This is a genomic window from Exiguobacterium sp. RIT341 (assembly GCF_000632205.1).
Classification (GTDB): Bacteria; Bacillota; Bacilli; order Exiguobacteriales; family Exiguobacteriaceae; genus Exiguobacterium_A.
The window spans coordinates 114,776-136,643 of sequence record NZ_JFYW01000001.1 but is presented as its reverse complement, the minus strand read 5'-3'; the positions used below and the strand labels follow the sequence as shown (position 1 = coordinate 136,643).

Sequence of the window (21,868 nt, the reverse complement as noted above, 5' to 3'; positions counted from 1 at the left end):
TTATAATAGTATAGCGCAACCGTTTTGCATAGATTTACAGAGGCTTTTCCTGATTTCTTCCGCTGTTTTGAATCCTTTGTCCAAAAATCAATTGTTTGTCAGCTACACGAAAACTCGTTAAACTAAAAAAAATACGCTTTTCACGGGAGGAATTTTATTATGTTCGAAACAAAGACATATGAAGGTGACCGGACGAAACAATATGACATGCTGTCAAAACAACTCGATGCGTTATTAATGGGAGAAGACAATCAAGTCGCGAACTTATCGAATGCGAGCGCGTTACTCAACCAATTCCTCGACCGTATCAACTGGGTCGGCTTCTATTTGACGGATACCGAGCAAAACCAACTCGTCCTCGGACCATTCCAAGGACTTCCAGCATGCGTCCGTATTCCATTCGGTCGTGGTGTTTGCGGAACGTCCGCAGCAGAACAAACGACACAACGGATCGAAGACGTTCATCAATTCCCAGGTCATATCGCATGTGACGCGGCATCGAATTCTGAAATCGTCATTCCACTCGTCAAAGATGGACAAACGATCGGCGTCCTCGATATCGACAGCCCAGAATTCAACCGTTTCGATGAAGTCGACCAAGCTGGTTTAGAAGCATTCTGTACGACACTACTTCGTCATCTGTAATTCTGATTGACAGTCGATTGTCCACACCGTATACTTGTAAAAGTGCAGAAATGATAACGATAGCGGTCAAATCGCTTACGTATCACATTTCATGACTCGGTGAATAACCGGAGGGGCATCGTGTAACTTTGCTATCAAGCGAGGGTGCCACATCATGAAATGGGCGTAACGTGGGTTTGATGGCGTTATTATTTTTATGCAAATAATAACGAACACTAAGGAGGAGTCTTATTATGGCTCGCTATACAGGTCCAGCTTGGAAACTTTCACGTCGTCTCGGTATCTCACTTACTGAAACAGGAAAAGAAATCGCAAAACGTCCGTACGCTCCAGGACAACACGGTAACAGCCGTCGTAAAATGTCTGAGTACGGTCTTCAACTTCAAGCGAAGCAAACGCTTCGTCACATGTACGGAGTAAACGAACGCCAATTCAACCGTATGTTCAACGATGCTGGCAAAATGCCTGGTATTCACGGTGAGAACTTCATGTTCTTACTTGAAACACGTCTTGATAACGTCGTTTACCGTATGGGTATGGCTCGTACACGTCGTGCTGCTCGTCAGCTCGTCAACCACGGTCACATCCAAGTTGATGGCGCTCGCGTCGACATCCCGTCGTTCCGCGTGAAACCAGGTCAAACGATCTCAGTTCGCGAAAAATCGAAGAACTTTGTCGTTATCAAAGAAGCACTCGAAGTTGCTCCAGCAACTAAAGACTTCGTTACTTTCGATGCTGAGAAGCTCGAAGGAACGTTCGTCCGTCTTCCTGAGCGTTCTGAATTGAACGATCAAATCCAAGAACAACTCGTCGTCGAGTACTACTCACGTTAATCGATTGTTCCAGCACTCACTTCGGTGGGTGCTTTTTTTATACATATCATGAAAATGTATACCTGGTCTTAAAAAAAAGAGTGACGCCAATTATTTATTTGTGTTAACCTATAAACATACATAGTTAACACAAATAGAAAAGAGGACTTTATTCATGAAAACAAGAGATTTAACGTTCATCGCCCTTGGTGCTGCCATCATCGCAGCCGTTAGCTCTTTGCCGCAGATCCAACTGGTCGGCGCCGTTCCGATCACACTTCAGATGCTCGCAATCATGACGGTCAGTGCCATTCTCGGTGGAAAACGCGGTGGACTTGCTGTCTTGATCTTCTTATTGCTCGCAGCTGCTGGTCTCCCTGTTCTCGGCGGAAAAGGTGGACTTGCTCCATTCGTCGGACCAACTGTCGGGTATTTGATTGCCTTTCCGATTGCCGGATTCTTCATCGGTCTCATCGCTGAAAAAACACGTCGTTTCGCCCCCCTCTTCATCGGGATGATCGTCTTCGGACTTGGTTTAGTCTACTTGCTCGGAACATTCGGTCTGATGGCTGTACTCGATCTGTCGTTCAAAGATGCTTTTGCGATCAATTATCCTTTCGTCTTATGGGATACGATCAAAGCCGTCATTGCCACGACGATCGCCGTTCGCTTGTTGCCACTTCGCTTATTCCGGACAGCTTAAAAAACGCTCTCTGCATCTATGTGCAGGGAGCGTTTCGTTTATCATCAAGCATGCTCGACGACGAAGTATTTTTTCTTTCCGCGACGTACGATCGTAAAGCGACCGATTGCATCTGATTCAGTGATTTCTTTCGTTAAGTCTTGCTCGCGTTCTCCGTTGAGGTAGATCGCACCGTTCGTGACGTCTTCACGTGCCTGACGTTTTGACGGACTAATCTTCGCCTCAACGAGCACGTCGACGAGGTTGTTTGATTCGCCGAGTGTAAAGCGTGGCATGCCTTTGAAGGCATCTTCGATATCTTCGACTTGCAACGATTTAATATCTCCGCTAAAGAGTGCCGTCGTAATACGTTGTGCTTGTGTCAGACCTTCTTCACCGTGGACGAGAACCGTCATTTCTTCTGCAAGACGACGTTGTGCGACGCGCTTCTCTGGTGCTGCCTTGACTTCTTCTGCAAGTGCATCGAGTTCTTCGTGCGTCAAGAACGTGAAGTATTTCAAGAACTTGATGACGTCGAGATCGTCTACATTGAACCAGAACTGGTAGAACTCGTACGGTGACGTTTTATCAGCATCTAACCAGACCGCACCGCCAGCTGTCTTACCGAATTTCTGACCATCCGCTTTCGTAACGAGCGGTACTGTCAATCCAAATGCTTTTTCTTCATGACCAGCACGACGAATCAGCTCCATTCCTGCTGTGATGTTCCCCCACTGATCACTACCTCCTACTTGAAGACGGCATCCTTTGTCTTCGTAAAGTTTCAAGAAGTCAAACGATTGAAGTAACATGTATGAGAACTCAGTGAATGAGATACCGTTTTGAAGACGTGAATCAACAGAGTCCTTCGCAAGCATGTAGCTGACCGGGAAGTGTTTTCCGATATCACGTAAGAAATCGATGATTGTCAAATCTTTCGTCCAGTCTAAGTTATTGGCGATCGTGACCGGATTTTCACCTTCAAGTGGTAAGAAACGTGACAGTTGATCTTTAATCCGATTCGCGAACTCTTCGACGATATCCGATGTGTTCAATGACCGTTCCGTTGCACGACCACTCGGATCCCCAATCATCCCAGTTGCCCCTCCAACGAGACCTACGACATGGTGACCCGCTTGTTGGAATCTTTTTAAGACTAAAATCGGCAACAAGTGTCCGATGTGAAGTGAATCTGCTGTTGGATCGAAGCCTGTGTAAAGCGTCGTCGGATTCTCGAGTAATGTTTTCAGCCCTTCTTCATCTGTCATTTGGTTAATTAACCCGCGAAATTCTAAATCCTCTAATAACGTCATTGTTTCTCCTCCTAAAGTTCACTATTAACAAAAAAACCGTCCCTTCGTCTAAAACGAAGGGACGGAATATTCCGTGGTACCACCCTAATTGTCCTTTTGTGTAAAAGGACCACTTGGTTCGTCGATAACGGGACGGACCGCTTGATTTCTCAAGAAACTCCTGGAAGCGTAATTCATAAGTTCACTGTGTCCTAGTTCGCAGCACCACTAGGTCTCTGTCACAGGGAGTGACTTACTACTATATTCCGATCATGGTTTAACGCAATATACGAAAATAAGATGGTTTCATGATACGTCGAAGGCGAATCCGCTGTCAAGTCCGATTTCACTAGTAGATTTATGGTATAATACGTCTATCTGTGATTTAATATTAATTTACACCTAAGTTTAAGATGCAAAGGAGATCATTTATGCGCGAGAACTGGTTCAAGTTTTGGAATCATCCCCGGACGAAAGCCGTTCGGCACTGGTCAAATATCACATATGATGTTTCATGGAACATCATTTTGTTCCTCATCATAGCTGTCTTACTCGTCGGTAGTTTTTCTGTTGGTGCAGCGGGCGGCTATTTCGCTTCGCTCGTCAAGGACACAAAAGCACCACCATTGACTGAGATGAAACAACAAGTCAACAGCTATGCCGTCACAAGCCAAATTTATTGGGGAAGTGGTGAAAAGCTGACGAACATCTCAACAGATGAAGAACGTCAGCCTGTCGATATCAAGAAGATTTCTCCTTACTTGATCGATGCGCTTTTATCAACGGAAGATGTAGACTTCTATCAACACGATGGTGTCGTTCCAAAAGCGACATTACGAGCAGTTCTACAAGAACTAACGAATTCTGCGTCGCGCACAGGCGGAAGTACGCTAACACAACAATTAATCAAAAACCAAATCTTGACGAACGAAGTCTCATTCGAACGGAAAGCGAAAGAAATTCTTTTAGCATTGCGCCTTGAAAACGCGATGTCAAAAGATGAAATTTTACAAGCGTATTTGAATGTCGTCTCATTCGGTCGCAATTCACTCGGTCGTAATATCGCGGGGATCGAGGCTGCATCACAAGGAGTTTTCAACAAATCCGCGAAAAAACTGACGTTACCACAAGCAGCTTTTCTCGCTGGGATTCCTAAAAACCCTTATTACTACACCCCTTACCTTCAAGGTGGCGTTGTCAAAAAGGACTTGACGCCAAGCGTCAACCGGATGAAAACAGTATTGAAGCGGATGTATGTCGCGAAAAACATCACGAAGGAACAGTACGAAAAAGCAATCAAGCATGATATTACGAAAGATTTCGCGAAACAATCAAAACGTTCTCGTGATACGTATCCGTATGTCTACGATTTAGCCGAACGTGAAGCGACGAAAATCATGACGAAGTATCTGATGAAACAAGATGGCGTGAAAGAAGATGAAGTGAAACCGTCTGAACTGGCAGAAGTGCGTGCCAACTATCAAGATCAAGCACTTGTTGCACTGCGCCAAGGCGGCTACAAAGTTCACTTGACACTTGATAAAAAAATTCATGAAGCGATGCAACAACCTGCGAAGAACAGTGCGAACTTCCCAGGAAGCATGCAATACAAACAAGTCGTCGATCCAAAAACGAAAAAAAGCGTTTCGAAACAGGATCCAGAAGAAACAGCAGCAGTCATGGTTCAAAATGAAACGGGACGTATCCTCGGATTCGTCGGCGGACGGTATATGGATGGAAAAGCTGACGATTTCAACCGGGCATTCCAAGCCAAACGTCAAATCGGGTCAACGGCAAAACCAATCCTCGTTTACTCGAACGGGATTGAAAATCGCTTGATCACACCAGGTTCTACCGTTAATGATGAAGAGTACTACTACCAGACTGTACCACGTCAACCTGGCGACCGTCCGATCAAGAACGAAGGTGGACGTTACCGTGGTAATGTAACGGTTCGTACGGCATTAGAACTATCATTGAACGTACCGGCCGTTAAGATTTACGAGAAGATGAACATGTCGAATTCGATTCAAAAACTCGTCGATATGGGAGTTGAAGTACCTGATGCGATCCGTTATGCCCCTTCTGCGGCACTCGGAACGATGGAAATCACACCTGTCGAACTTGCAGGTGCTTACGCGACACTTGCCAACTATGGTGAATTCGTCCAACCGTACATCATCTCGAAAATCACGAAAGACGGAAAAGATATCTATAAAGCAAAACCGAAGAAAAAACGGATCTATGAACCACGAACAGCTTACCTGACACTTGATATGATGCGTGGTGTCTTCACGAAAGGTACAGCGACGTTCGCTAAAGCTAGATTGAACGTACCGGGAGATTGGGCCGGTAAGACGGGTACGACCAACGATGTCAAAGACTCTTATCTTGTTGGTTCTACTCCTGGTGTAACCCTTGCCGTCTGGACAGGACACGACCAGAACAACTCACTCATCGGTCCGTCAACGTACTACCAACGTACGCAGACGCTCTGGTCACAGATGGCGAATGCATCGTATGGTGCGAACAGCAGTTACTTCAAATCTGGCGCCCGCTTCACGCAACCATCTTCTGTAACAGCAAATGACTTCCAAAACAGTGGTCGCTTCAAAGAAGAAGATAAGAAGAAAAAAGCCGAAGAAGCAAAGAAAAAAGCCGAAGCGAAGAAACAGAAAGAAGTAGAAGAAAAGAAAAAAGAGGCAGACGCACAGAAGAAAGAAGATCAACAAAAACAACAAGATCAAGCTAAAGAAAAAGCAGATGCTGAGGCAAAGAAAAAAGCAGCAGATGACGCAAAACGTGCTGCCGATGCAAAAGCTGAAGCTGATGCAAAAGCAAAAGCCGACGCAAAAGCAAAAGCCGACGCAAAAGCAAAAGCCGAAGCCGATGCAAAAGCCGAAGCCGATGCAAAAAAGAAAGCTGAAGCGGACGCTAAGAAAAAAGAGGCAGATGCGAAGAAACAGCAAGAGCAACAAAAGAAACAAGATGAAAAGAAAAAAGATGCTGCTTCTGAAAACTAACAAAAAGGATGAATCACCTGTTTCGGTGATTCATCCTTTTTTCATGTTCAATCCTCCATCGTCGATAAATCGCCCGTTTCCAAGTTCAACTCCCATGCTTTCAGGACACGGCGCATGATTTTACCACTTCGTGTCTTCGGCAACTTATCTCGGAAATCAATTTCTCTTGGGGCCGCGTGAGCAGCTAGACCTTCCTTGACGAATGCTTGGATTTCTTGTTTTAATTCATCCGTTGGCTCATAACCATCACGTAAGGCAATGAATGCCTTAATGATTTCGCCTCGCACCGGGTCTGGTTTCCCGATGACTCCGGCTTCCGCGACTGCTGGGTGCTCAACGAGACGGCTTTCAACTTCAAACGGACCGACCCGTTCTCCAGCCGTCATGATGACGTCATCAACACGCCCCTGGAACCAGAAATAGCCTTCATCGTCCATATAGGCAGAATCGCCTGACACATACCATCCTTTAAAGAAATAGGATTCATATTTTTGTGGATTGTTCCAAATTTGACGCATCATCGATGGCCACGGTGTTTTCAAGGCAAGGTTACCCATCCGGAACGGTGGTAACTCGTTTCCTTGATCATCAATGATCGCAGCTTGGGTTCCTGGAATTGGTTTCCCCATCGATCCCGGTTTAATGTCCATCGACTTGTAGTTACAAATCATCATCGCGCCCGTTTCTGTCATCCACCATGTATCATGAATGCGTTGGTCAAATGCTTCTTTTCCCCAACGAATAACTTCTGGATTCAATGGTTCTCCGACAGACAACACATGACGAAGACTTGAAAGATCATGGTGATTCGCGACGTCCGCCCCCGCTCCCATTAACATCCGGAAAGCAGTTGGCGCGCTATACCAGACCGTTACGTTATACTTCTCGATAACACTATACCAGAAATCTGGATTGAAACGTCCACCGACAACTACGTTCGTTGTCCCATTTAAGAACGGTGCGAAGATACCGTAACTTGTTCCTGTGACCCACCCTGGATCAGCCGTGCACCAGTAGACATCGTCTTCTTGTAGATCGAGTACCCAACGTCCTGTCATTAAATGCTGAATCATCGCATTTTGAACATGGAGGACACCTTTTGGCTTCCCTGTCGATCCTGAAGTATAGTGCAAGATCAATCCGTCTTCACGATCCAACCAGACCGGTTCGAATACATCGGATGCTTGCTTGAACGCTTTTCGGAAATCAAGTAATGTTTCTGATTCTTCAACGCCTTCATCAACGAGTACTACTTTTTCAAGTGATTCCAGTTCCCCAACTGGAACACGCGGGAGCAACGCTTTCGTTGTCACGAGTAGTTTCGCTTCAGAATCAACTAAACGATCACGAACAGCTTGTTCCATGAATGCTTCAAACAACGGACCGACGATCGCCCCTACTTTCAGTGCACCAAGTAGGGCAAAGTACAGTTCTGGTGAGCGTGGCATGAAGATGAAAATCCGGTCACCCGTTTTGACTCCTGCATCGACTAATACATTTGCCGCTTTATTCGTCAATCGTTTCATGTCTGCATAGGTGAATCGTTGTTCCGTCATTCCATCGAAATAGATCAGCGCATCCTTGTTCGCCCGCTCGCCTTCTGCGTGGCGGTCGATTGCTTCATAGGCCATGTTGACTTTCCCCGTTGTCGCCCATGAAAAGTACTGCTCAGCATCTTTCCAGTCATACGTGTTCGTTTCATCATACTCTGCTAACCAATGCTTCCCCGGAAGCGCTTTCAAAACTTTCATGTCTCGTTCCTCCCCTTCTATATTTTCCTCTTTATTATAAGCTAGTTATCCGTCAGTTCAATCCATTTGCCGTCAATTTGTTAAAAAATCCCTCTCTTTACTCAAGCGCTTTCGTCTATAATGAATAGGAAGGTGGTGACGCTTACATGTTTGAAAAACAATTCAATCATCGGACGCATGAAACATCACTCGGTCCTGTTGACATCGAAGGTCCCGTACCGAGTCAAACACTAGCAACGTATACACTCGATTCAGGGTTAACGGCTTTTCGTCCACCCGCTGAACAACATCAAGCGCTCGTTGAGATCGCAGACCTTGAAGAAGGACGGATCATCGTCGCTCGTCAAGGAACGGAAATCATCGGTTATGTGACTTACTTATATCCTGATCCCTATGAAACATGGAGTGAGGGAAACAATCCGTACATCTTGGAACTCGGGGCGATTGAAGTCTCCTCTCGGTTCCGCGGACAACAGATTGGTAAAAAATTGCTTGAAATCTCCATGCTAGATCCTGCCATGGAACATTATTTAATTCTAACGACTGAATATTATTGGCATTGGGACTTAAAAGGGAGTGGACTATCAGTGTGGGATTACCGGAAGATCATGGAGAAGATGATGAACCATGGTGGTCTTGTCTTTTTCCCGACCGATGATCCGGAAATCGCCTCCCACCCTGCTAACTGCCTGATGGCACGTATCGGAAAACACGTCTCACCTGAAGTCGTCGCTCATTTTGATGCGCTACGCTTGAGAAGACGCTTCATGTATGACTGAGCTCGAGGAGGAATCGTCATGTTAATCGAACAAATCATGAATACGACGTGCATCACGATGCAACCGACGAATTCCATCGCGCATGCGGTTGAACTCATGCAACGTCATCAGATTCGTCATATTCTCGTCGTTAATGCCCGTCATGAACTCGTCGGTCTTGTCGGACTAAAGGAAATTCAAAGCGCGAGTAGCATCTTTCATCCGGACACAGCAAAACAAGACCTACAGTATCCCGTTTCAAGCATTATGATCGAAAGCCCTGTCACGGCCCATCCGCTTGATTTTCTAGAAGATGCGGCTGTGCTGTTTTATGAATATCGCTTATCCTGCTTGCCAATCGTCCGCGGTCGACGTCTTGTCGGTATCGTCACGGAAACGGATCTGTTACGGACATTCGTTCAGTTGACGGGTGCACTCGAACCAAGTTCCCAAATCGAGATCCGTGTCGAGAATACAGCAGGTACATTAGCGAAGATTTCCGCACTGCTTGCTAAAACGAATATTAATATTTTAAATGTACTCGTGTATCCAACAGACGATCCGTATGTCCGGATTGTTGCGTTTCGTGTTCAGACGATGAATCCAATTCGGATCATCGAGAAGTTACGCAAAGAAGGATTCGATGTACTTGGACCGGATGTGAGCAGATGAAGGATTTTGCTTATCTGTATAGTCCTGAAGAAGCAACCTATCGATTTTCCGAGACCCACCCATTTAACCCAATCCGTCTCGAATTAACCGTTTCCTTGCTTGAATCGATGCATCAATTAGATGACACCCCTTGTATCGCCCCACGTCATGCGACCGATGAAGAATTGGCACTCGTTCATGATCAGGATTATATTGCTGCTGTCAAAGCAGCCGGAACCGGAGTATTATCACCACTCAAGGCACAGATGTACGGTCTTGGTACGGAAGATACTCCCTTGTTTCAAGACATGCATTCGGGTGCTTCCCTCCTTGTCGGCGGAACGATTGAAGCATGTGACCTCGTCTTATCTGGTAAGTATAAACGCACCTTTCATATCGGCGGTGGATTACATCACGGGTTCCGCGGACGTGCTTCAGGGTTTTGTGTCTATAACGATACGGCTGTCGCCATGGCGGCGATGATTGAAAAATATCACTGTAAAATCCTTTATGTCGATACGGATGCTCACCACGGGGATGGTGTGCAATGGGCCTTTTATAATCGAAATGATGTCATGACACTATCTCTCCATGAAACGGGTCGCTACTTATTTCCAGGAACGGGGATGGTAACGGAGAGAGGCTCTGAAGAAGGATACGGTTTTAGCTGGAATGTACCACTGGATGCTTTTACGGAAGACGATTCGTTTTTACTTGCTTATGAGACGGCACTCTTTGAGGCATGCGAGTTGTTTCAACCGGATCTCATCATCACACAAAATGGCGCTGATGCGCACGTGCTTGACCCATTGACGCATCTATCCTTAACGATGAAAAGTTATGAAAAGATTCCTCAAATCGCTGTGGCTGCGGCAGAAAAGTATACAGATGGAAAAATCGTTGCTTTAGGCGGCGGTGGTTATGATTGGTATCGTGTCGTTCCTCGCGCGTGGAGTCAGGTTTTTGCTGCCATGACAGGACAAGATCCTTTTCACGGGGAAATTCCAATTGCATGGCAAGAACGATGGGGCGGACAGGAAATAGCGCCACCCACGCACTGGCATGATCCGTCACCACTTTATCCCGCAATTCCAAGACGTCCTGAAATTGAAGAAAAAAATTGGGAGACCGTCAAACGATTGATTTGGCCATTCGTAAACGATGAACGTAAAAAACAACTGACAGCGATTTCCCCCTATTCCGCTGATTAATTGACTTTTTATCTTCACATTTATTTCGTTCGGAGTTCACATCTTGTTGCTATACTAAATATGGAATTTTTACTTAGTAAACGAATAGTTGGGGGAATCATCATGAAAAAGGCATGGCTTTACTCCGGTCTCATTCTGTCGACAGGGATCGTACTTGCAGGGTGCGGGAATGAAAAGCAGGCAATGGATCACGATAACATGCAAGGGGCCGGAAAACCGACCGTCGACGTCACTGTCGATATCCCAGCAAAGACAATGGATGAAGATGCCGTCGTCTTTAAAGCATCCGCGGTCGAAAAGAAAAAGCCCGTCAACCTTGAGGACGTGACGTTTGAAGTTTGGAAAGCTGGAAAACAAGATGGGGCACATCAAAAATTCAAAGCAACCTTGAAAAAGACAGGTTTCTATCAAGCAGAAGCCAAACTTGCTGAAGGTGAATACGAAGGTCTCTATCATATTAATGATAAAAAAGGACTCCATCACATGGATAAGATCTCTTTTGTCGTCATGGATCATTCACATGAAAAAGAGGAAGCATCGCATGAACACGAAGCCGTCGATGGTCTGTCTGTCCATTATATGGGTGCGACGAAAGTAAAGGCTGGTGCTGACCTCCCTGTCTCCTTTCACGTTTTTCTCGATGGAAAACCATTAAAGGCGAACGTTCAAGTCGAAGTCATTGAAACCGGTATTGAAAAACATAATTATGTTCCATTAACTAAAAAAGGTGATGCATACAGCGGAAAAGTCACATTGAACGCCCCCGGTCAGACGACGGTGCGTCTGCACGTCGAAAATGATCAACTCCACCATCACCAAGATGAACTCATCACCGTCACAAAATGAAAAAGCGTCTCTTTTTTCAAGCAGCTTGCTTGAGAGAAGAGACGCTTTTTCGATTAAGGGCGTGTCGAATCCCGTTGTTCGATTCGGTGTGGTAACGTGACATCGTTCGTTTCGATTTCTTCTTTGTTCAAAATCTTCGTCAAAAGACGCATCGAGACTGCTCCAATATCATACATCGGCTGAACGACAGTCGTCAGTTTCGGACGAATCATCGTCGCAAGACGTGTATTATCGTGTCCGATGACTTCGAAGTCTTCTGGAACACGGTGTCCGGCATCTTGTAAGGCATGGATGACACCAAGAGCCATCTCATCTGTTCCAGCAAAAATCGCACGTGGGCAATCTTCTCCAAGTTCAAGCAATTGGTTCATCGCCTTCATTCCTGAATCATACGTATAGTTTCCAAGGACGACGTTTTGTTCGCTGAACGGAAGGTTCGCCTCTTCGAGCGCCCGACGATAACCAGCAAATTTCTTTTCACCATTGATTTGCTGTTCAAGTGGACCAGTGATGAACCCGATCCGTTCATGTCCACGGTCAATCAATGATTTGACGGCGTCATGTGCAGCACTTTCGTAATCGATGTTGACGGCAGGAAGGTCATAATCTTGATTTAGTGTCGCAGCGAGAACGATGGGCACAGGTGATGTCTTGAATTCACGAACGAGATCCTCATGTAGACGCCCACCCATGAAGATGATCCCATCAACCTGTTTTCCAAGTAATGTATTGAGCAAATGGATTTCTTTTTCCCGATTTTGGTCGGAGTTACAAAGAATGATGTTATATTTATACATCGTCGCAACATCTTCAATCCCCCGTGCTAAATCCGCAAAAAAGATGTTCGAGATATCGGGTACGATGACACCGACAGTCGTCGTTTTTTTACTTGCAAGTCCACGAGCAACAGCGTTTGGGCGGTAACCCAGTTGTTCGATTGCATCTTGGACCTTCTTTCGTGTGGATGGTTTAACGTTCGGATTCCCGTTGACGACACGCGATACGGTCGCCATCGAGACAGCCGCCTCTCGTGCGACGTCATAAATCGTAATATTACTATTCAAAACAAATTCCTCCTTTAGTATGATCCATCTCAAGTGTTTTCATTTCGTTTTCATTTTTAGGCAACACGAAAGGAAGACAGGAAAAGATAGTTTTCTTTTCCCATTCTTCCTTCATTGTAAAACGTTTTCATTCGCTTTAGGTCACCCTTTTTCGAAAATCATTGAACGTTTAGTGCCGGAAAGGTAGTCGTCAAGTTTTCGACGAACGTATCGAATTCTTGGAAATCAAGTTGTTGGTTCGCATCAGATAGTGCGAGTGCCGGAAACGGATGGACTTCAACCATGACAGCATCAGCACCGATCGCGTAAGCCGCTTTCGCTGTTGGCAACAGAAGATCCTTCCGTCCTGTCGAATGCGTCACATCGACCATGACAGGAAGATGTGTCTCTTGCTTCAGAATTGGAACTGCTGAGATATCAAGCGTGTTCCGTGTTGCACGTTCATATGTCCGAATGCCGCGCTCACACAAAATGACTTGATCGTTACCACTTGCCATGATGTACTCAGCCGCGTACATGAACTCCTCGAGTGTTGCAGCAAGGCCTCGTTTTAAAAGAACCGGCTTATTTGTACGACCGACTTCTTTTAGTAAATCGAAGTTTTGCATGTTGCGTGCGCCAACCTGGATAATGTCGACATATGGTAAAGCAGATTCAACCGCACTCGGCGTCATGATTTCAGTGATGACATGCAAACCGTGCGCGTCCGCTGCTTTTTTCAACATTTTTAGACCCTCGAGTCCAAGACCTTGGAAGTCGTAAGGTGATGTGCGTGGTTTGTACGCTCCACCTCGCATGAACTTCACGCCGTGTTTCGCGAGTTGTTCCGCGACTTCGAATACTTGTTCCTCGCTCTCGACCGCACATGGTCCAGCAATCAATTGTTGAGAACCATCTCCGATGACAGCATCTCCGATTCGGATGATCGTGTTCGTCGGTTTTTGTTTCCGTGATACGAGTAATTTCCGAGTCCGATCTTCTCCTTGTAATTCAAGAGAAGCTTTGAAAATTTCTTTAAATACATGCTGAAGGCGTCCTGTTTCAAAAGGTCCATGGTTATTAGCAGCAATTGATTCGAGCATTTGACGTTCCCGAACAGGGTCGTAACGGTCAAGCCCTTGTGCTCGTTTGACTTTTCCGATTTCGACAGCAATTTGACCACGTCGGTTCATCAATTCCAATAATTCTGCATTCACTAAATCGAGTTCATCCCGTAATCTTTTTAATTCTGCGTGTTGATCCATGTCCTACCACTCCCTAATCAGCATATAGCTCGTAATAGCAACTAATTATAACGAACTCTTTCCATGTTGTACATAAAGAAGCTGCATGATTTCTTAAAATATGAAAATAAATTACGTTTTTTCATATAATTTTTTCTACGTTTTCTCTATAAAGAAACATAGAAAAAGAGCCCTCATGATGAGAGCTCCGTATTCACTTCTTATTTCTTATGATTCACATCAGATTGTGGGTCATTGTCTTCCTCTTGCTCTTCCGCCAACTGTTCCCGTAGCTCTGAAAGATCAACGACCGTTTCCGTATCGATTTCTTCTGCTACGGATGCGCCATCGACTTCGTCCCCAATTTCACGCTCGATGTCACGTACAAGCTGTTCTGCTTCTGCGAGAGCTGCATCGATACTTGCCTGATCCTTCTCAAAACCAGCGTATTGTGCCGCTTCTTGAACCGTCGAATTATTCTTCGCTTTTTCAATGACAGGTGCTGCTTTGTCTTTTGCCAGTTGAATCCATTCTCCTACGAGTGGTTCTGCTTTTTCGCGAACAACTTGCGTCTGTTCTGTCAAACGTTGACGCGCAGGAGCCGTACGCTCGTCGATTAAGTCGCGCATCTCACGACCTGATTTCGGACTAGAAAGGAGAGCTGCCGCGGCACCAATCAATCCACCAACGATGATTCCCGCAAGGAAACCTCCTCCTTTAGAAGAATCTTGTGCTTGATATGGATGTTGTTTCGTCATGATTTACGATCTCCTTTCAACTCATCTGGAATGCTTTCGACGTCCGGGACGGATACGACTTCCGGTGTAACCGGTGTCTCTGCTTTTTTCCGGAATCGACGACGTGGTTTTTTCTCGACTGTCGTCGTTGCTGTCGTATGATTTGAAACTGTTGTTTCTGCCGGTTTATTTTTTTTGAATAATTCTACAGCGACTGAGCCCCAACGGACTGCTTGTGCAATCTGGTCTTTATTCGTATCTGCCGCACCAGCGACCGTATCGGATACCGTCCGGACAGAATCTGTTACTTTATTCAAGGACGTACCAAGCTCTTCGATCGAGTTTGCAACAGGTGCAAGCAACTCGGTTTTTTCTTCAATCGTATCGACAAGACGATTCGTCTTATGTAACAACGCTGTCGTCTCCATCATGATACCGTCCAATTGACGTTCAAGTCCTGCTGTCGTGTTGGCTACATTGTTCAGCGTCTTACTTGCAGCACTTAGTACACGGGCAAGGAAAATGACGAGCACTACGAATGCGATCGCAGCGACTAATCCGGCGATTCCGCCTAATGTGATTTCCATGGTTCTTGCCTCCAATTTTTTGCGTAGTCTTTTGTTGTTAGTTCGACATGTAGCAAGTCGTTCCTGCTACTCCAAATGGTTTATTTCCGTTACAATGATAATTGAAACCTACATCATCCATTTCGAGGGGGAAATTTCATGCGTGACCCACGTCTTACTCAACTGGCAACGAATCTGATCAACTATTCGGTTGCCCTTGAACCTGGTGAAAAAGTATTGATTGAAAATTTCGGTATCGAACGTGAACTAGTCGAAGCACTCGTAGAAGCTGCCTACGCGGCTGGCGGTCATCCGTTCGTCTTACTTAAGGATAATCGTATCCTACGAAAATTATACCGAAATGCTTCAGAAGAGCAACTCCAATTGATGGCAGACATCGAACGTAAGCAGATGCAGGCGATGGACGCATACATCGGATTACGAGCTGGTGATAATATCAATGAACTATCGGATGTACCAGCTGAACAAATGAAACTGTACGGTCAAACGATTGGTAAGATGCATACACAGGATCGCGTCAAAGGAACGAAATGGGTCGTCCTTCGCTTCCCGACAGCATCGATGGCTCAACTCGCCAATCAATCGACAGAAGCATTCGAAGACTTTTACTTCGATGTCTGTACGCTTGATTACGAAAAAATGGGACAAGCGATGGAACCGCTCGTCGATTTGATGAACCGGACGGATCGTGTTCGTCTCGTCGGACCAGGAACGGACCTTTCGTTCTCGATCAAAGACATCCCAGCAATCAAATGTGCCGGAAATGCCAATATTCCGGACGGTGAAGTCTTTACGGCACCCGTTAAAGATTCCGTCAACGGTGTCATCTCATATAACACACCATCTCCGTATCAAGGATTCACGTTTGAAAACGTCAAACTGACGTTCAAAGACGGTAAAATTGTCGAAGCGACGGCGAACGATACGGATCGTATCAACCAAGTCTTCGATACAGATGCGGGTTCTCGTTTCGTCGGTGAATTTGCGATTGGCGTCAATCCCTTTATCCAGCATCCAATGAAGGATATTCTGTTCGATGAGAAAATCGATGGCAGCTTCCACTTCACGCCGGGTCAAGCTTACGAAGAAGCCTACAACGGTAATGATTCATCCGTTCACTGGGATCTCGTCAATATCCAACGCCCTGATTACGGTGGTGGGGAGATCTGGTTTGACGACGTATTGATCCGTAAAGACGGTCGTTTCGTCCTTCCTGAACTCGAAGTCCTTAATCCTGAAAACCTGAAATAAGAAAAAGCGGATGGCTCGTCCTTCATAGGACAGGGGCATCCGTTTTCTATATCTTATTTTTTCAATGTCGCACGAAGCATCCAAATTTGTTTTTCGATTTCCTTCGCTTGACCAAGCAGATCATCTTCCACTGTTACGTCTTGTGCCTCAAGATGTTCAATCGCATCAAGCATCTCTTTTCGGACTTGTTGGAAGTCTTTAATGACCGAATCGATCATCTCATCTGCTGACAAACCTGATTTTGCTTCTTCGAGTGTCGTTTGTTCTAAATATTCTTTTAGCGTCGCTGAAGGTGTCCCGTTATTCATCAAGAGACGTTCCGCAACGACATCATACTGCTCAGACACCCATGTATAGAGTTCTTCAAGCTTCTCGTGAAGCGTCAAGAAGTCTGGACCTTTAATATACCAATGGTAGTTATGGAGCTTAACGAATAGGACCCCATAGTTTGCGACCTGTTGATTCAAAGCTGATTTTGCATGATTACTGATCATCTGATATTCCCCTTTCCTGATTTCAAATGACGTTCTAATTCATCTTTATCCTTAAATAACAAAGGATAAACATCATTTTCAGGAAGATTGGATTATCGCGGACGTTTTAATCCCTTTAGCATATATCCGCCTTTGAAGTCGACGGAATCGAAGGCAACGAGAAATGCTTTCGGTTCATACTCCTCGACGAGGTTACGGAGCACTTTCATACGTGTTCGTGCCGCAAGGACATCTAATCGGTAACGAACACCGTCTCGACCTTGTCCTTGATAATGCGTCACACCGAAACCATTATCACGGATGACTTGAATGAGTTCTGCCGGAAATTCTTGTGTGTGTACTTGGATCATATTGTAACCGATGGCTAGTTTTCGTTCGACATATCCACCAATGAGTATACCAAGTCCGAATCCGAGTGCATAAACGACCATACCAAGTGTCGTTAAGTCTTGGAACACGATTCCTAATGCAAAAATGTAAATCAATGTTTCGACCGTCCCAAAGAGTCCGGCAATGACGGTCCGCCCTTTGACAAGCATGATCGTCCGTAATGTCAAAACAGGAACGTAAATCAACTGGAGCAATAAGATGAGTAAAATCTGTCCCATGGTGTCTTTCCTCTCTATAATAACTTCAACACATACACACTATTTCAAACTTTATTTCAAGATGCAATCCTATTTTAGATTTTCCCTATCAGTTTTTTGATTTTACTATCACAATTCAAATTTACGACAAAAAAAATGCCACTCTAATCGAGTGACACTTTTGGTTCTCACTTATTTTACACTTTGATATTGATGCTGATACGTTTGAATGTCGCCCGCTCCCATGAATAGAAGCACAGCATTTTCATGCTGACGTAGGACAGAAACGTTGTCGCGCGTCAGAATAGAAGCTTGCGGAATTTTCTCCTGCAAATCTTCGACTCGAACTTGCCCTTCCTGCTCACGTGCTGAACCAAAGATTTCACATAGATATGTCGCATCTGCTTCACGTAAAGATGTCGCAAAATCATCCATGAATGATTTCAAGCGTGTGTACGTATGCGGTTGGAAAATCGCGATGACTTCACGATCCGGATATTTCTTCCGTGCCGACTCGATCGTTGCGCTGATCTCTTTTGGATGGTGTGCGTAGTCGTCTACTAAGATTTGTGTGCCAAATTCTGACTCACTGAAGCGGCGTTTCACTCCACCGAATGTTGCTAAACGTTCAGCAACGTCTTCTTTACTCAATCCTTCGTACTGACAGATCGCAATGACCGATAATGCATTCAAGACATGATGACGACCGAATCCTGGAATCAGGAACGTGCCATAGAAATCATCACGTAAATAGACATCAAACGATGTGCCGTCTGGCGTTGATGTCGCATTTTCAGCTCGGAAATCATTGTTTTCTCCGAATCCATAATAAAGAACAGGTACATTCGCTTGAATGTTTTGAAGATGTTCGTCATCTCCACAAGCAACGATTGCTTGCTTGACCTGCATCGCCATCTCTTGAAAAGCCGAAACGACATCATCGATTCCCGTGAAATAATCCGAATGATCGAAGTCGATGTTCGTCATGATAGCGTAATCCGGCTTGTAATATAAGAAGTGACGTTTGTATTCACATGCCTCGAAGACGAATGCCTTCGCATCTTCTACTCCTGCCCCTGTTCCGTCTCCGATCAAGAAGGCCGTCGGTGTAATACCGCTCAAGACGTGTGAAAGCAAACCTGTCGTCGACGTTTTTCCGTGTGAGCCTGTAATGGCGACCGAACGATATTCATTTGCTAAGTGTCCTAAGAAATCGTAATAATGATGGATCGTTAAACCAAGTTCATTTGCCCGTGCGATTTCTGGATGATCATCTCCAAAGGCATTCCCCTGGATGATGACATAATCTTCTTTGATGTTATCCGCATTGAACGGGAAAAATGGAATTCCCTTAGCCCGTAACGCGTCTTCAGTAAAAATGTGCTTTTCGATGTCTGAACCTTGTACCTCATGATTCATCTCATGTAGTACTTGGGCGAGCGCACTCATCCCTGTTCCTTTGATTCCAACAAAATGATACTTTGTCATATAAAAGCCCTCCAATTCACGTTCCGGTCCGTACCATCGGGCTCGGGTACAAAACCTGTACCATTATAGCAAACCGATTTATTTTTTACCATGTAAATTATTTTGCTCTCGACGCGCACGATACATCGCCATCAAGTCTTTTGTCGTCATAACGACATTGACAGGCGGTCCAACCGGCTTTTTCACTTCCGACTGAACGGGTGCTACTGCTTCCGCTTCAGCAACAGATGGATCCAAAATCGAAGTGACTTCTTCCGATTGTTGCTTCTCTGCTTCTTGATCATCAAGAAGTGCCTCGCTCGATGTATCCATCGGAACAGTTTGCTCTTCTACGGTTTCACGTGTAGAAGGCACTTCACTTACCCGCTCTTTTACAACCGTTTCTTCTGTTTCAGGTACGGTCGGCAATTCGACTTCGCTTACGTGATCTTGATTGGCTTCAGGTTCCGGTACAAGTAATTCAACGTCCGTCACCGGTACAAAGCCAGCATCTGCTTCTGCATTGTCTAAGACAACTTCTTCCGGCGCAACAGCCTCCTGCTCCGTCAAAGTAACCTCATCAGTAATTCCCTGTTCATCTGCATCTGAAACCTGTTCAACGGTTTTTGTTTCTTCCGCAGCTTCTACCGTTTCAGATACAGATTGTTTCGGACGTTGGAATCCATAAATCGGTGAAGGAACATCTGTTAAAACGAAGCGGTCTTCGCGCTCCTCTTTTTTCGGACGCTCTACCGGCTTTGTCTCACGTTCCCCCGCAAGCTCTCGACGAATTCGGGCAGCTTGCTCCTTTAGTGACTGTTCATAACGATTACTCATACGTTCACCCCTCCATCTTGTTAAAAAATCGGTCGAATCATCGACCGATTGAGAATGCTTCCCCTACTGCTGATGTATCATCAAGTACAAGAATCCCTTTTTCTTGTGGCGCATTGGCAAGTCCGAGCTCACGCGCTGAACAGAGCATACCACTTGACGGTACACCACGTAATGCTGAAGGACGAATGATTAACCCAGACGGCATGACCGCACCCGGTTTAGCGACGACGACCTTTTGACCCGCTGCTACATTCGGCGCTCCACAAACGATTTGTAAAGTTCCGTTATCCACCTCTACCTGACAGACCGATAATTTGTCAGCATCCGGATGCTTCTCACAAGAAGCAACAAACCCGACAACGAATTTCGGAGAATAGTCAACTTGTTCGAGTGACAATTCGATATCTCGGTTTGCAAGTTCCTTTTGGATGCGTGCTGCCAATTCTTCCGTCAATTCAACCGGTCCTTGTGACTCGATCGTAAATGTATTCGACGCCTCAAACAAGTTGTAACCAACAATACGATCACCATGCTTGATTGTTGCTACGTCTCCTTCACGAGTCGCCGTCACTTCCGCACGTGGTGCGTCTTCTAAAATGATCATTAAGACGTCACCGACGCCCTCTTTATTATAAAACACATTCATTCAATCCATGACTCCCTTCCGTCTTTCTCACAATGCCTATTGTATCAGATTCTTTACTCTTTCGGCTGCTTGTTTTTCGCAAGGACGAAGACCGGCTCAAGATTGCCATCTTCATATAAGAATGGCAATGCCGTAACAGGTACACGACCGTTCGAGAAGAAATCAAACATGAGTTGTTGTAAGACATCATATCCAGCGTCATTGCGGATATCGGCAAAAATCAAGACATCCTGGTGTGGAATACCAACAGCGAATTCCCCTTCGATTCGCGCCGCGTAATCAGCTAACAATGTCTTGTTCAAGACACGACTCGCCTCATATCCGTCTCCAAGACTCAAGAAATAAAAGATGTTCCCCGCTACTTCATCTTGTTTAAATGGCGCATCGAGCGATTTCAGGTTAAAACGTGCAGCTTCCGACAGCTGTTCAGCCGTCCATTCTGCAGATGCCAATAACTCCTCGTCAATCAAACGATATGTCGCCCCTAAATCAAGTGCGTACATGATTTTAGTCTCACCAGTATGTGGTGTGCTGACAAGCGTTTTTCCTTCTTTTGTCGTATCAGCAAACGATTTAGCCCGAATGACAGGGAATATTTTCTGTTCTTGTCCAACGAGTGAAATTTGATCCGTATGTCCGAGTACAGCACGGATGTATTCGATCGTCTCTTCGACTGCGATGACACCTCTTCGTTTTGCTTTTGCGACGAGCGGGTTCAATCCGACATCAACGCCTGATTTATCATGCTTCCGCTCAATTCGTAACACGGACTTTTCACGATCGAAATACGTTGTATAACCTTCTTCTTCGAATGTTTGTGTCATCATTCTTCGGATTTGTTGTAGTTCCACTTGATTTCATCCTTTCTATCATGAAAAAAAGCGAGTCAGCGCTCGCTTTTTTCTTAAACCGTTTCTAAAAATGCTGTCACTTGTTCTGGTGTCTTCCGCTCTTTGCCGACATAACGCCCTGTTTCTTCACCATCTCGGAACGCGACAAAACTTGGAATTCCGAAGATGTCCATTTCCTGGGCAATTTCAATGTGATCGTCGCGATCAACATAGTAAAATTCGAACGCGTCAAACGTCTGCTCGATTTCCGGCATGAACGGATCTAAAAAGCGACAATCCGGGCACCAGTTTGCTGAGAATAAAAAGACGGCCTTGCCTTGTTTTGCTGTATCGAATTCTTGTTTAGATTGTAATGTTTTCATGATGGTTTCCTCCTTTAATTTCCCTAGAAGTCATTGCCCTCATCATAGCATATTCAAATGTGACTGTGCGTTTTTGTGCTCGGTTTGCTAT

General features: G+C 45.3%; 22 protein-coding genes and 1 other annotated feature. Of the genes, 9 read left to right on the top strand and 13 right to left on the bottom strand.

Annotated features, from left to right (window positions below):
- Positions 1-159 precede the first annotated feature (159 nt).
- The 3 genes from BW42_RS00705 to BW42_RS00695 all read left to right on the top strand — a co-directional run bounded on the left by BW42_RS00705 (position 160) and on the right by BW42_RS00695 (position 2,160).
- On the top strand, positions 160-645 hold the full coding sequence (locus BW42_RS00705) for a GAF domain-containing protein (RefSeq protein ID WP_023469058.1): 486 nt from the start codon (positions 160-162) through the stop codon (positions 643-645).
- A 233-nt stretch (positions 646-878) separates the two neighbouring features.
- Positions 879-1,478: a 30S ribosomal protein S4 gene (rpsD, locus tag BW42_RS00700; protein ID WP_035406229.1), complete on the top strand. Its 600-nt coding sequence runs from the start codon at positions 879-881 to the stop codon at positions 1,476-1,478.
- A 154-nt stretch (positions 1,479-1,632) separates the two neighbouring features.
- Positions 1,633-2,160, top strand: a complete 528-nt coding sequence (locus BW42_RS00695) for a biotin transporter BioY (protein ID WP_035406222.1) — start codon at positions 1,633-1,635, stop codon at positions 2,158-2,160.
- A gap of 44 nt (positions 2,161-2,204) precedes the next feature.
- Here BW42_RS00695 and tyrS read toward each other — a convergent pair whose 3' ends face one another.
- Positions 2,205-3,452, bottom strand: coding sequence for a tyrosine--tRNA ligase (gene tyrS / locus BW42_RS00690; RefSeq protein WP_035406219.1), 1,248 nt, complete (start codon positions 3,450-3,452; stop codon positions 2,205-2,207).
- A gap of 54 nt (positions 3,453-3,506) precedes the next feature.
- Positions 3,507-3,714, bottom strand: a binding site (T-box leader).
- 148 nt (positions 3,715-3,862) lie between these two features.
- Here tyrS and BW42_RS00685 point away from each other — a divergent pair.
- Positions 3,863-6,454, top strand: coding sequence for a transglycosylase domain-containing protein (locus BW42_RS00685; protein WP_052018982.1), 2,592 nt, complete (start codon positions 3,863-3,865; stop codon positions 6,452-6,454).
- Between the two features lie 47 nt (positions 6,455-6,501).
- Here BW42_RS00685 and acsA read toward each other — a convergent pair whose 3' ends face one another.
- Positions 6,502-8,205 carry an acetate--CoA ligase gene (gene acsA / locus BW42_RS00680; RefSeq protein ID WP_035406216.1) on the bottom strand — a complete coding sequence of 568 codons (1,704 nt, stop codon included), beginning with the start codon at positions 8,203-8,205 and terminating at the stop codon, positions 6,502-6,504.
- A 146-nt stretch (positions 8,206-8,351) separates the two neighbouring features.
- On the opposite strand from acsA, the gene BW42_RS00675 reads away from it, so the two are divergent.
- The 4 genes from BW42_RS00675 (at position 8,352) to BW42_RS00660 (ending at position 11,671) form a co-directional block, all read left to right on the top strand.
- Complete coding sequence (locus BW42_RS00675) at positions 8,352-8,984, top strand: GNAT family N-acetyltransferase (protein WP_023469064.1); 633 nt, start codon at positions 8,352-8,354, stop codon at positions 8,982-8,984.
- Between the two features lie 18 nt (positions 8,985-9,002).
- Positions 9,003-9,635: an acetoin utilization AcuB family protein gene (locus tag BW42_RS00670; RefSeq protein WP_035406212.1), complete on the top strand. Its 633-nt coding sequence runs from the start codon at positions 9,003-9,005 to the stop codon at positions 9,633-9,635.
- A complete protein-coding gene (locus tag BW42_RS00665; RefSeq protein ID WP_035406209.1) occupies positions 9,632-10,825 on the top strand; it encodes an acetoin utilization protein AcuC in 1,194 nt (397 codons plus the stop codon). The genes BW42_RS00670 and BW42_RS00665 overlap by 4 nt, the downstream gene beginning before the upstream one ends.
- A gap of 102 nt (positions 10,826-10,927) precedes the next feature.
- Positions 10,928-11,671, top strand: a complete 744-nt coding sequence (locus BW42_RS00660) for a FixH family protein (protein WP_155960138.1) — start codon at positions 10,928-10,930, stop codon at positions 11,669-11,671.
- A gap of 53 nt (positions 11,672-11,724) precedes the next feature.
- On the opposite strand, the gene ccpA is transcribed toward BW42_RS00660, so the two are convergent.
- The 4 genes from ccpA to BW42_RS00640 form a co-directional block, all read right to left on the bottom strand.
- Positions 11,725-12,735 carry a catabolite control protein A gene (gene ccpA / locus BW42_RS00655; protein WP_035406207.1) on the bottom strand — a complete coding sequence of 337 codons (1,011 nt, stop codon included), beginning with the start codon at positions 12,733-12,735 and terminating at the stop codon, positions 11,725-11,727.
- A gap of 158 nt (positions 12,736-12,893) precedes the next feature.
- The gene (locus BW42_RS00650; protein ID WP_035406204.1) at positions 12,894-13,979 is read right to left on the bottom strand and encodes a bifunctional 3-deoxy-7-phosphoheptulonate synthase/chorismate mutase; all 1,086 of its coding nucleotides are present in this window, start codon (positions 13,977-13,979) and stop codon (positions 12,894-12,896) included.
- A gap of 200 nt (positions 13,980-14,179) precedes the next feature.
- Positions 14,180-14,716, bottom strand: a complete 537-nt coding sequence (locus tag BW42_RS00645) for a YtxH domain-containing protein (protein ID WP_035406201.1) — start codon at positions 14,714-14,716, stop codon at positions 14,180-14,182.
- Positions 14,713-15,282 carry a DUF948 domain-containing protein gene (locus BW42_RS00640; protein ID WP_035406198.1) on the bottom strand — a complete coding sequence of 190 codons (570 nt, stop codon included), beginning with the start codon at positions 15,280-15,282 and terminating at the stop codon, positions 14,713-14,715. Before BW42_RS00640 ends, BW42_RS00645 begins: the two co-directional genes overlap by 4 nt.
- A 138-nt stretch (positions 15,283-15,420) precedes the next feature.
- Here BW42_RS00640 and BW42_RS00635 point away from each other — a divergent pair, with 138 nt between their 5' ends.
- Positions 15,421-16,533, top strand: coding sequence for an aminopeptidase (locus BW42_RS00635; RefSeq protein ID WP_035406195.1), 1,113 nt, complete (start codon positions 15,421-15,423; stop codon positions 16,531-16,533).
- 53 nt (positions 16,534-16,586) lie between these two features.
- On the opposite strand, the gene BW42_RS00630 is transcribed toward BW42_RS00635, so the two are convergent.
- From BW42_RS00630 to BW42_RS00600, 7 genes are all read right to left on the bottom strand, one after another.
- On the bottom strand, positions 16,587-17,027 hold the full coding sequence (locus BW42_RS00630) for a DNA starvation/stationary phase protection protein (protein WP_023469073.1): 441 nt from the start codon (positions 17,025-17,027) through the stop codon (positions 16,587-16,589).
- A 92-nt stretch (positions 17,028-17,119) separates the two neighbouring features.
- Positions 17,120-17,635, bottom strand: coding sequence for a DUF2179 domain-containing protein (locus BW42_RS00625; protein ID WP_035406192.1), 516 nt, complete (start codon positions 17,633-17,635; stop codon positions 17,120-17,122).
- Positions 17,636-17,806: 171 nt separating this feature from the next.
- Positions 17,807-19,102 carry a UDP-N-acetylmuramate--L-alanine ligase gene (murC, locus tag BW42_RS00620; RefSeq protein ID WP_035406189.1) on the bottom strand — a complete coding sequence of 432 codons (1,296 nt, stop codon included), beginning with the start codon at positions 19,100-19,102 and terminating at the stop codon, positions 17,807-17,809.
- Positions 19,103-19,180: 78 nt separating this feature from the next.
- The gene (locus BW42_RS00615; protein WP_035406186.1) at positions 19,181-19,918 is read right to left on the bottom strand and encodes a hypothetical protein; all 738 of its coding nucleotides are present in this window, start codon (positions 19,916-19,918) and stop codon (positions 19,181-19,183) included.
- Between the two features lie 37 nt (positions 19,919-19,955).
- Entirely contained in the window at positions 19,956-20,564 is a 609-nt protein-coding gene (ytpR, locus tag BW42_RS00610; protein ID WP_035406183.1) for a YtpR family tRNA-binding protein, read from the bottom strand.
- A gap of 53 nt (positions 20,565-20,617) precedes the next feature.
- Positions 20,618-21,415: a DUF1444 domain-containing protein gene (locus BW42_RS00605; RefSeq protein ID WP_035406180.1), complete on the bottom strand. Its 798-nt coding sequence runs from the start codon at positions 21,413-21,415 to the stop codon at positions 20,618-20,620.
- Positions 21,416-21,468: 53 nt separating this feature from the next.
- Positions 21,469-21,777: a thioredoxin family protein gene (locus tag BW42_RS00600; protein ID WP_035406177.1), complete on the bottom strand. Its 309-nt coding sequence runs from the start codon at positions 21,775-21,777 to the stop codon at positions 21,469-21,471.
- Positions 21,778-21,868: the final 91 nt, after the last annotated feature.